The 13,318-nt window shown below is 51.3% G+C and carries 11 protein-coding genes, 1 tRNA gene and 2 pseudogenes; 9 read left to right on the forward strand and 5 right to left on the reverse strand.

The window, feature by feature from the left end; all coding sequences use genetic code 11:
* Window positions 1-146 precede the first annotated feature (146 nt).
* A complete protein-coding gene (locus SIB74_RS01420; RefSeq protein ID WP_063396275.1) occupies window positions 147-893 on the reverse strand; it encodes an MlaE family ABC transporter permease in 747 nt (248 codons plus the stop codon).
* A complete protein-coding gene (locus SIB74_RS01425; protein WP_063396274.1) occupies window positions 890-2,245 on the reverse strand; it encodes an MFS transporter in 1,356 nt (451 codons plus the stop codon). The genes SIB74_RS01420 and SIB74_RS01425 overlap by 4 nt, the downstream gene beginning before the upstream one ends.
* 135 nt (window positions 2,246-2,380) lie before the next feature.
* Between SIB74_RS01425 and SIB74_RS01430 the strand changes: the two genes are divergently transcribed.
* A tRNA-Gly gene (locus tag SIB74_RS01430) sits at window positions 2,381-2,451 on the forward strand.
* A 16-nt stretch (window positions 2,452-2,467) separates the two neighbouring features.
* Here the strand turns inward: SIB74_RS01430 and SIB74_RS01435 are convergent.
* Window positions 2,468-4,537 (reverse strand): glycogen debranching protein, encoded by a 2,070-nt coding sequence (locus SIB74_RS01435; RefSeq protein ID WP_063396418.1) that lies wholly within the window; start codon window positions 4,535-4,537, stop codon window positions 2,468-2,470.
* A 77-nt stretch (window positions 4,538-4,614) separates the two neighbouring features.
* On the opposite strand from SIB74_RS01435, the pseudogene SIB74_RS01440 reads away from it, so the two are divergent.
* The 6 genes and pseudogenes from SIB74_RS01440 to SIB74_RS01465 all read left to right on the forward strand — a co-directional run bounded on the left by SIB74_RS01440 (window position 4,615) and on the right by SIB74_RS01465 (window position 7,995).
* A pseudogene (locus SIB74_RS01440) lies at window positions 4,615-5,283 on the forward strand (MBL fold metallo-hydrolase).
* A gap of 159 nt (window positions 5,284-5,442) precedes the next feature.
* Window positions 5,443-5,718, forward strand: a complete 276-nt coding sequence (locus SIB74_RS01445) for an HU family DNA-binding protein (protein WP_011130763.1) — start codon at window positions 5,443-5,445, stop codon at window positions 5,716-5,718.
* 87 nt (window positions 5,719-5,805) lie between these two features.
* Complete coding sequence (gluQRS, locus tag SIB74_RS01450; protein ID WP_063396417.1) at window positions 5,806-6,726, forward strand: tRNA glutamyl-Q(34) synthetase GluQRS; 921 nt, start codon at window positions 5,806-5,808, stop codon at window positions 6,724-6,726.
* Between the two features lie 90 nt (window positions 6,727-6,816).
* The gene (locus SIB74_RS01455) at window positions 6,817-7,014 is read left to right on the forward strand and encodes a hypothetical protein (protein ID WP_063396273.1); all 198 of its coding nucleotides are present in this window, start codon (window positions 6,817-6,819) and stop codon (window positions 7,012-7,014) included.
* Window positions 7,015-7,274: 260 nt separating this feature from the next.
* Window positions 7,275-7,421 carry a hypothetical protein gene (locus SIB74_RS01460; protein WP_156486137.1) on the forward strand — a complete coding sequence of 49 codons (147 nt, stop codon included), beginning with the start codon at window positions 7,275-7,277 and terminating at the stop codon, window positions 7,419-7,421.
* 97 nt (window positions 7,422-7,518) lie between these two features.
* On the forward strand, window positions 7,519-7,995 hold the full coding sequence (locus SIB74_RS01465; RefSeq protein WP_231906093.1) for a hypothetical protein: 477 nt from the start codon (window positions 7,519-7,521) through the stop codon (window positions 7,993-7,995).
* A gap of 186 nt (window positions 7,996-8,181) precedes the next feature.
* Here SIB74_RS01465 and SIB74_RS01470 read toward each other — a convergent pair whose 3' ends face one another.
* Window positions 8,182-9,885: a protein adenylyltransferase SelO gene (locus SIB74_RS01470; protein ID WP_063396271.1), complete on the reverse strand. Its 1,704-nt coding sequence runs from the start codon at window positions 9,883-9,885 to the stop codon at window positions 8,182-8,184.
* A 900-nt stretch (window positions 9,886-10,785) separates the two neighbouring features.
* Between SIB74_RS01470 and SIB74_RS01475 the strand changes: the two genes are divergently transcribed.
* The gene (locus SIB74_RS01475) at window positions 10,786-11,046 is read left to right on the forward strand and encodes a hypothetical protein (protein ID WP_063396270.1); all 261 of its coding nucleotides are present in this window, start codon (window positions 10,786-10,788) and stop codon (window positions 11,044-11,046) included.
* The gene (locus tag SIB74_RS01480; protein WP_041384534.1) at window positions 11,047-11,253 is read left to right on the forward strand and encodes a hypothetical protein; all 207 of its coding nucleotides are present in this window, start codon (window positions 11,047-11,049) and stop codon (window positions 11,251-11,253) included.
* Between the two features lie 909 nt (window positions 11,254-12,162).
* On the opposite strand, the pseudogene SIB74_RS01485 reads toward SIB74_RS01480, so the two are convergent.
* Window positions 12,163-13,166: pseudogene (locus tag SIB74_RS01485) on the reverse strand (carbamoyl-phosphate synthase).
* Between the last annotated feature and the right edge of the window lie 152 nt (window positions 13,167-13,318).

Below are 13,318 nucleotides of genomic sequence, written 5' to 3' on the forward strand. Positions count from 1 at the left end.
GTGGTATTGCTCTCAGGAGAGATGTTGGGTCTGTTTTGGGAGTTGATGAGAGAGGGCCGATCTGGACCCATCACTGATTTAGGACCGATATGTGGGCAAGCAGGATTTGTCAATAGCTGCGCGTTTGTTTGTGGGCCTTGATGACATCAGCTGAAAAGAATCTGGGTGAGCAACACATCCATCAAAGACACTGTGACCAGGGTCATCACAACGGCGCCAGTGGTGCTGGTGCCAACTTCTTTTGGGCCACCACGCGTTGTGAGACCCCATCCGCAGGAGAGAACAGCAATCTGGAGGCCGAACACCAATGATTTGACCAGCATGAATGGCATGTCATCCGGAGTCAGCCAGGTGCGCACGGAAGTCCAGAAGACCTCTGGTGGAATTTGATAAAGATTGGTGCTGCTGACCTGGCCGCTCCAGAGGGCTATGCCGAAGAACAGAAGGCATTGCACCGGTGCCATGACAACCATGGCGATCACTCTTGGCACCACCAAGTACTCAACCGGTTCGGTTCGCAGCATGGTGATGGCATCGATCTGTTCGGTGACCTTCATGGTGCCCAGCTGAGCTGCATAGGCCGTGGCTACCTTGCCGGTCAGCAGCGTGGCGGTGAGGAGAGGGGCGATTTCTCTTGCCATACCAATGGCGAGAATCCCTCCCACCGTGGATCCAGCCCCTTGTCTGCTCAGTTCCGCGGCGACCTGGATGTTGAAGACCGTTCCTGCGGCTAAGCCTGTGATCAGCACAATCAGGAAGCTGCCTGGACCGGCCTCCATCAGCTGATCGAACAGGTCGACCTTGTTGATACGACCTCTGGCGGTGGCTGCCACTGCCTGGCCTCCGATGATGAGGCTGCTGCCCAGTCGCTTCAGCCAGCGAGGAGTCGTCATGACGTGGCTGCCTGGTTGTGAGAGTTCCTTTCGGGCCAGCCTCGCATCACCACAAGACCCAGCGCCACAAGCACGGCGGGAATGAATCCCATGCACATGCGAATGGCGATCAGAGCGGATTCTGGTTGAAGCGTGTAGCTCAGTGCTCCGCCTGCTTCTGCTACTGAGCGATAGCCAGACATTGAAAGCAGGATGCCGAGCAGTTGGATGCTCACACCAATACCGATTTTCTGAACCAGCACCATCCAGGCGGTGTAGAGGCCTGCTGGCTTGTCAGGGTCAGCATCAATTGCATCTGGTAGCAGACACCAAGGGATCAGATAAGCAGTTGCGGCTCCAAACCCCACCGTGCCAATGGTCGCCAACAAAGCCATCAGTCTCAGACCATCAGTGCCTGCTGTAGGCCAGAGGTTGGCGAGGGATGCATCAGCAGAGAGGGGGGGGAGCAGCATCGAAACAACACAAGCAGCGATCCATAGACACCCACCCCAGAGAAGTGCCCGGATACGCCCATGGCGATTGGCATACATGCTCCAGACCTGGAGGCCGATCAGGGCGCAGAGCTGGAAGGGCAGCAACATCCAGGTGGCCAGTTCTGCGGGTACGCGCATCAACTGGACCAGGTAGATCAGAGCAACTGGCTGCATCAACTGCAAAGCGCACCAGAGCAACAGGTAAAGCCCCAGAACTTTGAGGAAGCGTCTATTGCTGATGATCCTCACAAGCTGTCGACTTAGAGGTTCGTTGTTGCAGCGGGGGTGCCGGGCGGTTTTTGCGAAAGGGGCAAGCCCCCAGCAGCAGGCGAGGGTGGCTAATGCTGCGATTGTGCCGGTGATGCGGCCCATGGCCAAGTAACCATTGGCACCGTTGATCAGCAGTAGGGGAGTCACAATCAAGCCGCCTGCACCAGCGATGATTGATCCAGTGAATCTGGCGGCGTTGAGACGGTTGCGCACAGATGTGTCTTCTGTGAGCTCTGTGGAGAGGGCGGAGTAAGGCAGATTGACGCTGGTGTAGGCGGTCATCAGCAGAATCGCCATCACGATGTAGTACGTCGTTTTCTGGGCAACGTCTCCGGGAGGAACCCACCACATGGCAGCCAAGCTGATGCCTAGGGGGAGTGCTGCGCCAAGCATCCAGGGAATCCTTGGGCCCCAACGAGTTTGGGTGTGATCGCTCAGCCAACCGATCATTGGGTCATTGATCCCATCCCAGAGCTTGATCACCATCAGCAGTGAGCCAGCAACAATTGCAGGCAGCCCGGCGGTCCCGGTGAAGAACACGAAGAGGTAGAACCCGAGCAGAGTTGCTGCCAGCCCGGTTCCTGCATCGCCAAGGCCATAGGAGATCATCAGCCGGCGGCGTGATCCCCCCTGAAGCGCTGTGGATGTCGTCAAGCTGCAAAAAGGGGGATGCGCAAGGTCATAATGAAGGGGCACTGAACCGCAGACCCACTTCGTCTATCGCGATGGTTCTGCTGTGCTAGTGCGGGCGTTGTGTAGTGGTAAGACCTCAGCCTTCCAAGCTGATGACGCGGGTTCGATTCCCGCCGCCCGCTTTTTTGATTTTGCCTTTTAGAGCTTGACTTTTGAGGCGTATTCCTCTGCCAGCAAGATCAACATGCTGCGGTTCTGCAGATCAATGTCCCCTGAAGTCCATGCATTAGGTCTTGCGGGTAGATCATCTGGGCTGGGACATGCTGTGTCCAGGAGGAGATGCCACGCAGAAGTCGGTTCAGGCAGATCAAAGTGCATGGCTTTGCTGTAGGCGTTGAAGCCCATCCACATCACGGCACCGCTGGAGCCTCGATTCAGGCTGTAGCAGATGGTATGGGACCAGCTGCCCCAGTCGGGCTTGTCGATCTCAACTCCATGCCATTGCAGCCAGAGATCGTCTGGACTCTGCTGAAGACTTACGGGTATCTCTTCAGGGGGGGGATTGATGGGACAGAAGAGTTCCGAAAGTTGCTGGCGAATCATGAGCAGCCTGCTGACGAAGAGGTGCAAATCCATATCGCATTGTTCAGGGTTCCAGAGCATCCAGCCGAGAGGGTTGTCCTGACACCAGCTGTTGTTGTTACCCCCCTGGCTGCGGCCCACTTCATCTCCCATCAACAGCATTGGCACTCCTCTTGAAAGCAGCAGGGTGGCGATCAGATTGCGCATCTGGCGATGGCGTAGGGCCTGCACGGCATGGTCACTGCAGGGGCCTTCAATGCCGTTGTTCCAGCTGTTGTTGTGATTTTCACCGTCGCGGTTGCTCTCTCCATTGGCGAGGTTGTGTTTGCGGTTGAAACTCACCAGGTCATTGAGGGTGAATCCATCGTGTGCAGTGATGAAGTTCAGGGAACGTCCCAGCGGAGCTGGTTCACCTTTGTAGAGATCAGCACTTCCGCTTAGGCGTTGTCCCATCCTCCAGGCGCTGTCTTCGTCTCCTTTCCAGAAGGCACGTAGATCATCTCGGTAATGGCCATTCCATGTTCCGATTCGTTGTGCTGGGAAATCGCTGAGTCGATAGAGGCCACCGCAATCCCATGGTTCGCTAAACAGTTTTAAATCGCTGAGCTCTGGATCAGCTTCAATCTCTTCAAATAGGGGAGGGTGTTCGAGCGGCTTTAGGCCTTCGCCTCGGCTCAGGGCGATCCCTAGATCGAAGCGGAAGCCATCGACTCCTAGTTCGATGGCCCAGCAACGCATCGATTCGAGAATCAGCTGCCTCACGATTGGACGATTGGCGGTGATGCTGTTGCCGCAACCACTTACATCCAGGTATTCGCCACTGTCGTTTTGGTGGTAATAGAGAGCATCGCTGAAGCCTCGCCAGCTGAGTGTGGGGCCATAAAGGCTGCCTTCTGTGGTGTGGTTGTAGACCACGTCAAGGATGACTTCAATACCCTCGTCATGACAGGCCGCAACCAGCTCGCGGACTTGTTGGCGAGCCTGCAATGGATCGTCACCATGAACATATTTGGGATGGGGAGTGAACCAGTTCAGAGGGCTGTAGCCCCAGTAGTTGTCCCGCCCCGTTGGCGCATCAGAGGGATCGAAAGCAAAAATAGGTAGCAGTTCTATGGCCGTGATGCCCAGTTTTCGCAGATAGGGAAGTTTGTCAATGAGTCCCAGGAAGGTGCCTTGGCGCTGAGGTGTTACCTCTGACTTCTGGCCGCTGCTGAACCCCCCTACATGCAGTTCGTAGATCACGCTGCGGTTCCATGGGGTCCTGGGGCGTGGATGGGATGCGAAGTCAAAATGTTCTCGTTCGCACACCACTCCCTTTAGGCAGGCTTGGATATTTGGCGACGATCCCTTGGCCTGTTCTCTTTGATAGATATCCCAGCCACTGATGGCTCTTGTGCAGGGATCAAGCAGCACCTTGGAGGCTGGAAAGCTATCGCTGCCAGGGTTGTGGGGGCCGAAGATCCGATAGCCATAACAGCAGCCAGGTTGCAATCCTTCCACCTCAACATGCCAGTAGTCGCCGGATCGATGGCAAGGCTGGAGCTCGAGGATGTGCTCTGGCTGAGTGGCATTTGCATCGGCAAAAAGCAGCAGCTCCACGCGCTTTGCAGTTGGGGCGGCCACAGAGAAATTGACGCCTCTTGTTGTGATCGTGCTGCCCAGGGGCCAAGGAGTGCCGAGATGCATCTTGCTTACAGCTGTGTCTGCGGCGAGGCAGAAAGCATTGGGCAAAAGCGAAGAAGTTCAGCCCGTTTCACAATGTCATGACGTTGTCCCAAGCCTTGGAGTCGGGCAATTCTCCAGAGCAGCTGAGCGGGCCCCTCTGGGTTTTCCCACCCAATCGAGACTGTGACGGGGGGACAGCTGGTGGCTGGGATGCGACCCCGAACCCGTCTTAATCGACTGTCCGCCTTTAACGACAACCACTCTTGAGGCCCTAATTGAAGCCCTAAAACAGCTCTCCTCGAGGCGCACGGCCCTGATCTTGCTGACCAGTCGAGAGGGGCATTGCAGGGTGCGTGCACTTCAGGATGCCCTCGGATGGCCTGTGTTGGTGCAGGAACAGGAGGCTTATCTCCTGCCCGGGCTGACTTCGCTGGACAGCTTTGTTGATCAACAAAGCAGCCGCTGCGGGGCTGCGGCTGCTTTGGACGCCTGGGCCAACACCAGGGCGCTGTGTGGTTTTTGCTCCTGACCCTTGGAACGTACTTTTCTGTGGACGTTTGTTGATTCCTGTCGCGTTTGTTCAATTGGCTCTATTGGCACATCGGCGGACTTTTCATTGGCCTCGCCAGCTCAGAAGCTTGCAAAAATTGCGCCTATGGATTCCTTCAGATTCAAGGCCTGCACTGGCTTCTAGTGCTCCCCTTTGGGCCCTCCGAGGAGGGGAATTGGCCCCATGGGATGGCTGGAAATTGCAGGCAAATCAGTGAATCAAATTGTTCAATTTTCGTATAAAGCGTTGCGCCACGGTCCCTTTCGGTTGCCGGCAGCGGCTTGAGTCCATACGATTAGCGCGAATCGGGATAGCAGGGACGGATTTCGTCTTCTGCTCTGTCACTGAACAGTTTCCGTACCATCACCCCTTTCCTATGAACAAAGCTGACCTGGTCAACCTCGTCGCAGCCCGCACTGAGCTAACGAAAACAGATGTCTCCTTGGTGGTGGATGCTGCCATCGATACCATCATCGATTCCGTAGTGGAGGGGAAGAAGGTCTCCATCCTTGGCTTCGGATCCTTCGAGCCTCGTGATCGTTCCGCTCGTCAGGGTCTGAACCCCAAGACAGGGCAGAAGATCAAGATCCCTGCCAAGCGTGTTCCTGCCTTTACTGCAGGAAAGATGTTCAAAGATCGCGTTCAGGGCTGATTTTTTAGCCCTTGTTTGCAGACGGGCGGTCGTCACGGCCGTCTTTTATTTGTGGGCCTACTGAGTCAGGCTCCTTCCATTGATTCAATGGTCACGTCCTCTGAACTGCCTGATCATCTGTATGAGCAGATGGAAGCGGGGCAGCGCCTTCGGAATCAGGGCTATCGGGGCCGGTTTGCCCCATCTCCGACGGGACCATTACACCTGGGCAATCTGTGCACTGCTCTGGTCTCTTGGTTGCAAGCGCGCTTGGCTAATGGGGCTTGGCTGTTGCGGGTGGATGACCTGGATCAGCCTCGCAATCGTGAGGGAGCGGTTGAGAGCCTGCAGCAGGATTTGCACTGGCTAGGCCTTGATTGGGATGGCCCCGTGGTGTTTCAGAGCCGCCGCCGTGGGCTTTACAACTCTTTCCTCTCGGCTCTGCGGCGCCAGGGGAAGTTGTATGCCTGTCGATGTAGCCGGCGAATGTTGGCTGATATCTCAGCACCAGCTGGGCGGCACTTGGTTTACCCAGGCACGTGTCGAGATCTGGAGCTGTTTTGGGGGTGGCATGAGGGCAGGCTGCCCAGTTGGCGTTTAAGGGTGTGCAAAGAGTTCTCCCATACCAGTGGGGACGTGATTTTGCGGCGCGCTGATGGTTTTATCGCTTATCACTTGGCGACGGTTGTTGATGAACTGACTCTCGGGATTAGCGAGGTGGTACGCGGTGAAGACTTGCTTGAGGCCATGAATGCACAGCTCGCTTTGATCAATGCGATTTCAGAGCGGCCTGTGATCTATCGCCACGTGCCGTTGTTGTGTGATGACCAAGGCCGAAAGTTGGCCAAGCGAGAGGGACATGCTGGTTTGGACAGCCTGCGTTCCGAGGGACTAGGGCCTTCTCATGTGGTGGGCTGGCTTGCTGCTAGCCAGAGCCTTGTCCCTTTTGGTGCTGAACTCACGGTAGGGGAGTTATTGAGTGAGTTGAAGAAGAAGAAGGGGGGATTGAAAAGCGTGCTGAAACCTTAAAGGCGAAACGGCTCCAATTCTTAACGAAGCCTTCGGGATCACAAGCGCAAAAATGTATGAAAATAAATAGCCACTTAATGCACACAATCAATGTCGATCTGCCCTAACTGCGGAGGTAGTGGCATTCAACGCATCAGTCACCTGAGGTTTCGTACCTGCTTGGACTGTCTTGGCCAGGGGAGCGTCATAGAAGAGCTGAACACTGGTTACGCGCTGCAGTCTCCAGGTGGAGATCTTCAAGCAGAACAGACGATCAAGACTCCTATGGCTGCTTCTGTGGTGAGCTGATTGAGATTATTTAAGTTTTTGCAAGCGATTAAGACTATGCAGCTCCCTTAAGAAAGGGGAAGGTTGATCAATACATCAATGTTGTGCATTAAGACAAGTATGAGTTGAGAGCTTCGGTCAATTGAGCTCTAGTTCCTTGATGCTATTGACAACGCTCAGTGGCGTGATCAAGCGCTTTAAACGCTTTCGCCAGTGGTATCTCTATGCACGCCAAGGGTGTTTCTAATTGCCACTAGGTTGGCCGGATTTTCAAAACGCTTGTGAGCAACTGCAAGAAAGAACTAGAAGCAAGAAGAAGAGTGCCTCGCCAGGTGAGTCGCGATGGCATTGGATTCTCGATCTTCGCTCAATCAGAGGGCGCTGGTTGGTGTGATGTGGTTGCGGGGCAATCATCTGGCATCAGTTGATGAGAAGGCATTGACCATCGGCTTGGGGTTGCCAACGTGAAGTGACATTCAGTTGGAATCAATGAGCCCCACCTCTCGGATAAAGTGCGTTTCCCTTATGTCTGCGGTGGCTTTAAGCCTGGGATGGCAGGGAGCTCAGGCACAAGGCATGCTGCCCGGATGCCGACTTGAGAATGGCAATCTTCAGTGCGTTCCTGGGCTAACTGCTTCCCCTCAGGAACAGATTCATGTTTTAGAAGGCCGCATTTCAGAGGATCAAAAGTCTGAAGAGCAGGTCGAGCAAAACATCGAAGGTTTAAGTCGTTTTGTTTTGGAAGGAGATGCTTTTGAAGGGCAACTGCTGAAGGCGGACCTGATGCTGGATGGTGACGCCATTGAATCGGTTCAAATTCACTGGTATCGCCGCAAAGGTAACGGACATTGGCAGCTTGTAGCGAACGCTTCTGAAACCACCTATCAGCTTGGAAGCGACGATCTAGGACGTTCTCTGATGGCCGTCCTGACTGTTTCTACAAGTGATGGAAATGTGAAGCGAACTAATAGCAACGTGATTGGCCCGATTACTGCTAGATGATTCAGCTGATCAGGTGATTTCATTTTCTGCTTGTGGGCGGCTACCTATCAATGACTTGAATAGACTTTCAATTCTGGGTCGAGATCCATCAGCGCACTGATAATGAAGTCACTGCTTTTTTGTGAGTCAACGACTAAAGCTTTTTGGCTAATATTTATTATTCCAATGGTTCAGCTTTTTTCGGCCTCAAGATGAACAGCTATAGTGCGATATGCCACCAGCATTAAAGAATGCCTTAGGTTTTAGGCGATAGTATTTATCTTCTATCTCTTTTGATTGCTCATCATATGGATGGCTTAGCACTTCTTGTAGCTCTTTCACTAAGGAATAGTTGCCCTCTTCGGCCTGCTGATAGGCAGGGGCAATTAACCACTCTCGCCATGTATATTTTGGATTGGTCAGTTTCATGATTTTTGATGTCTCCGTTGAATTGCCGCTGCTAAGTACGAGGTCGCGCCAGCTTTGCAGCCAAGATTTCCATTGCTCATCGATTTGTTGTGAAGTTTGGATGTAGAAGCTATTTTTTAATGCTGATAAATCGTTTGGTATATGAGATAGCTCGCGAAAGAAGATCGTGTAATCAACATGTGACTCGAGCATTAACTGCGATAATTTCTCTAAGAGCTTGGAGTTATATTCTTTCAAGCCAAGTTTAGCTGCCCACATTTTTTGGATTTGTTTATCCATGGCTTGTTCAAAGCCATCACGAACTTGGCCAAACTCTTTTAGGGCTTTAGCATCTTCTTCAAGTAGCGGCCTTAAAGCTTTCCAAAACATATGATAATTTGCTTCCGCCGCGATTGGTTGATTGAAGTATGAAAAGTGTTTGCCGCCGCCAGTCCAAGGCTGAAATTTAGGATCAAAGATTTCACAAAATCCAAATGGCCCATAGTCGAGGGTGAAGCCACCCGCGGCGCAATTGTCACTGTTGAAATTGCCTTGGCAGTAGCCAATGCGGAGCCAATTTGCTACCAATAAAGTAAGGCGATCACGAAATAGCCGCGCCAACTCCACCAATTGAACTGTAAAAGAAAGGGTTTGATTAATGTTATTTTTGTATTCTCGTTCAATTAAATGCGACACAATCATGCGCAACTCTTCTAATGCTCTTGGATGAGTATTGCTGCGAGCGCGACGCGCAAATAATTCTAGTTGACCAACTCGCAAAAAGGATGGTGCGACGCGAGTTGAAATTGCTACAGGATTCTCCACCAAAATATCAGGGTCGGTGGATTGAGAGTTTTGAGAATACCAAGGGCGGGTGATTGTCTCAGATTTAGAAACATAGAGTGTTAACGAACGCGATGTTGGAACACCTAAAGCCTGCATATATTCTTGCGCTAGAAATTCACGCACACTTGAACGTAGTACTGCGCGTCCGTCGGCACCACGGCAGTAAGGCGTTGGACCACCACCTTTTAATTGCATTTCCCAGCGTTTGCCATTAATGATTCCTTCAAATACAGATATCGCTCGGCCATCGCCATATCCATTACCAGTGCCAAATGGACATTGTTGGGTGTATTCTCTGCCATAAATCGATAGTGCATAACCAGTTGCCCAGCCAACCTGTCGCATAGGCTCACGCGTAGCAGAGAGATCACCTGAAAATAACTTGCAAAATTTTTCATTAAATGCCAGCTCGTTGCTCAAGCCAAGTTCATTAAAAAATGTGCTGCTATGAGTTACATATTCTGGGTTTTTAAGCGGCGTGGGTGTTACAGGTACGAAATGACCAGAAAAAACTTGTCGGGCAAGGTGATCATCACCATCTACCGTGGAATCAGGGTCAGTATTTAAGCTATCCATCAGAGAATAATCCGCCAGCTTCTCAAACTCATCGACTGTCGTTACCCAGCGAGAAGCAGATGATTCAGATGGATGCGACATTCTTGTTAAAAGTGACTTAGGAGGTTCGCCAACGGTCCTCTATGTATTTTGAACACCAGTGTATAAGCAAAAACGTTGAGTCTAAGGAACTTCTCTAGTGTGTTTTCTTGAAATTCGTTTTGCTGCAGTGGGCTGCTAAGCCTGATCTAGGCATCAACCCACCTTAGTATTCAACGATTACTCTTCTAATGGCTTTAAGCCCTTTGCTTTTTTGGTGGGTAGAGGTGTGCTGTCTTCACATAAAGGATGCGGGAACACGTTGCACCAAATAACACTATTGAGCCTGCAAGAAGAACGTTCCAAAAGAAAGGAGGGATATCAAAAAGAAGGTAGTGGAGAATCATCCAGCTCACCCATGCTTAAACAGCACTTCTAGATATAGCAATGCAATGCCATCCTGGCTGCTGAATCCAGCCCTTACCCGCTCGATTCGTTATCGGGGGTAATGGTTTGGTGTGGGATGCCTGAAGGAGAAGCCTTTTGATTTGAATGCCACCGTATACAGAGAGAAGACCTGTCTCCCGTTACTGCTGAGGTCTACACCCTATGGGTAAACAAGAGAGAAGAGCACGCTTCAAAGCGATGACGAGTTCTGAGAGGAAAGCTCTGATCAGGAAAAAAATGAAAGCGGCAGGGCTAGTAGAAGGCAGTGGGGTACCTGGGACAACCTTGTCTTCATACGATCAAGAGCAAGTAAGGGAACTGATCCGAATTACCAGCTGTTTCCCTGAGATGCGTAGCGATTAGGGGGGTGCACTCCACCGTTAACAAGGGGCCAGCCTGTTGGTTCACGACCTTTAACAGGATTTTGGTTCTTTTGTCTGACCAAAATTGACACTGTGACCCCTTTCCGTCTCCGTTGAATCGTCACTAGGCTGCGCCTGACGCAATCACCAAGACATGGTTCGCTCGTTGACAACCGCTGCAGCGGCAGCAGTTCTGATGTGCACCCCTGCGATGGCATGCAGCAATCAGTCTGAGCAATTGGTTTCACAGTCTCAAGAGAGTGACGTGTACTTCCGGCGCAAGAGCAACCAGCCGCTGGTGAATGAACAGACCAGCATTGATGCAGAGAACTGCACTGCCAACGCAGATGGAGGTTTCACCTGTGACACCAAGGTGGTTAACCCCGTAAGCCCAGATAACAAATACAGGAACTAAGTGGACAAAAAGCCCTTTTGGGAACCAAGGATGATCTGGCGTGCGGTTGTGATCGATGTCGTGCTGTGCGTGCTCATGCTCACCCTCTCGGTCATGTCTGATGAACAGTTCTGGCGTGTGTTCTATGCATCCGGTTCCCTGCTAGCGATCATTGATGCGATATGGGCATCGCGTGTACTTGATGCTGTAGAGGAAGAGCAAGACTAAACACACAGCTGACGCCACTCCCTCGTCTAAGGCACATGGCTAGGCACGTCAAAACCATGAAAAAGGCGCCCTCATCGAGCAGCGCCCTATAACGACAAACTTGTGTGAGGAGTGTCGTGTCTCGATGCTACTCCTCTATTGGGGCCTTAATCAATGAGAAATAGATTGTATGAAGCATGTTCATTTTTTGTTATCATATTTTGACTCGTAAATCTTCTATAGTTCAATCTAAAGCTGATGAGTTTAAGAATCGACTGAATTAAATAAAGCTGATGCGTCAGGCTGAAAACAGATAGAATCAGTTAATGTTGCTCAGTCTTCTTAAATCTTTCGTCAATATTGGATTGATGTTCCAAGCGCTATGAGCGTTTCTGCCAGCGCTATCGCCATCACAGTAAAGCTGCTCCAAAGTGCCATTGGGGTAGCCGCATGCTCAAGCGACTGGTGAGCAGTGCAAGAAGATCTAGAAGCAAGAAAAAAAGTTCTCACCAGGCCAACAACGATTGCCATGGGATTGGGATGTTCGCCTCAATCAAATCCCTGAGGATTGGCATCAAGTTGCTGTGAGATTTAGAAAAGCCAATGGAATCAGAGATGGTGATCAAACTCTCAGGTTGTGGTGATTAAGTTATGGATATAAATAGCTTTAGAGCAGATTAAGTGAAGGGTAGATTTGTTGTGAATACGAAAAACTATTTCTGATCAGTGCCTGCCAAATAAGGCATCACAGCAACTTTTTGCATGCCAATGGTGCCAGGTATCGGATGCGGCATAAATATGGCTTAGTGCGGTAATTACAGGAATGCTCATGCACGGGCATTGAGCATGGCAGCTCTTGATGGCTTAATTATTATTATATAGGCAGCTCTCGTATCGTCAAAGGCAATGTACTTAGCTCGGCGTCAACATTCAGAAGATATTTGTTTGTACCCTCAGAGAATGCATCGCATCCATATGTAGCTGGTGTAGTGTCGTAGTTGAATCGTGCACCCTCACATCCCGATTAGCTGGTGTTGCAGATAACGCTTCTATAGCAGGAGTCTTCCATTTTTTCTTACTACTTGGTGCTCCATAGCCATTGCTTCCAAAGCGATATTTAATGTCTGCTGTAAAGCGAGTATCAAAGGCTTCATCATAAGAAAGATTCGCACCAAGAGTTAAGCCATTGCTGATGTTGTAGGCAAGCCTTCCTTTAATGCCAGAGCCATCGTCTTCTGTCAGATCATCACCATGTTGGTAGTAATAACCAACTGAGGCATTCCACTGCGGGGTAATGGAATAGCCAACATCTAAGCCGTAGGTGTTTAGAGCACCACCGCGGTATTGGCTATTCAGGCGTTGTTCTGTATCACCAATAGGGAAGAGGCCATAGGCATTGAAGTTCCAGCTATCAGAGACGGCTTCTAGACCTGCTGCTATCTGCTGGAAGAAGACATCGTCTTTGTTCCAGACAGTCACGCCTGTATCCGCATCTCCTGTATTCATCGGCCGGCTGTCATAGCCAGCATTCACTCCATACATCCAAGAGCGATCACCATTGAGCCAGCGGTAACCAAGCCTTGTTGAAGTGTTGATCGTGGTGCCAGCAACCTCTGTATTGATGATGCTGCTGTAGTTCTCGCGATCAGCAAAGTTTGCGTTGACCAGTGCATCAAGGAACCAAACGCTGTTCTCACCAACAGACAGTGGCAAGAACCCACCAATACCTGCCTGATTGGGTGTACCTGCACCCTGGAGTGCGCCTTGAAAACCCCAGTTGAATTTAACCGCATCCTTAAGGTTGATCTCCATCCCCCCCCAAGATCTGCTGCACTGCCATCGTCTTGAGCAGCTACTGGTTGGATGGGAGAACCAGCCAAAGCAAGAGCAGCAGCACCAGCGACGGATAAAGGAAGGCGAATGGAACGCTGCACTGGGATTGAACGCTTAAAATTTCAGGCCATAGTGATTTGAAGACTGGCTTGCAGAGCAGAGCTTGAGGCAGTCTTTTGGTTGGCACTGCTGGCCCTCATCTCTACGATGCAGACACCGCCTTTGCATCAGGCTGTGCTTTGGTTACATCAAC

The organism is Prochlorococcus sp. MIT 1306 (genome assembly GCF_047304515.1).
In the GTDB taxonomy this organism is placed as follows: domain Bacteria; phylum Cyanobacteriota; class Cyanobacteriia; order PCC-6307; family Cyanobiaceae; genus Prochlorococcus; species Prochlorococcus marinus_D.

Excerpts from the sequence above, each read along its gene's own strand:
- SIB74_RS01475 (WP_063396270.1), top strand. The coding sequence starts at position 10,786 with ATGGTTCGCTCGTTGACAACCGCTGCAGCGGCAGCAGTTCTGATGTGC.
- SIB74_RS01420 (WP_063396275.1), bottom strand. The coding sequence starts at position 893 with ATGACGACTCCTCGCTGGCTGAAGCGACTGGGCAGCAGCCTCATCATC.
- SIB74_RS01455 (WP_063396273.1), top strand. The coding sequence starts at position 6,817 with ATGTCGATCTGCCCTAACTGCGGAGGTAGTGGCATTCAACGCATCAGT.
- SIB74_RS01445 (WP_011130763.1), top strand. The coding sequence starts at position 5,443 with ATGAACAAAGCTGACCTGGTCAACCTCGTCGCAGCCCGCACTGAGCTA.
- SIB74_RS01425 (WP_063396274.1), bottom strand. The coding sequence starts at position 2,245 with ATGATCTCCTATGGCCTTGGCGATGCAGGAACCGGGCTGGCAGCAACT.
- SIB74_RS01470 (WP_063396271.1), bottom strand. The coding sequence starts at position 9,885 with ATGTCGCATCCATCTGAATCATCTGCTTCTCGCTGGGTAACGACAGTC.
- SIB74_RS01465 (WP_231906093.1), top strand. The coding sequence starts at position 7,519 with ATGTCTGCGGTGGCTTTAAGCCTGGGATGGCAGGGAGCTCAGGCACAA.
- SIB74_RS01435 (WP_063396418.1), bottom strand. The coding sequence starts at position 4,537 with ATGCATCTCGGCACTCCTTGGCCCCTGGGCAGCACGATCACAACAAGA.
- gluQRS (WP_063396417.1), top strand. The coding sequence starts at position 5,806 with ATGGTCACGTCCTCTGAACTGCCTGATCATCTGTATGAGCAGATGGAA.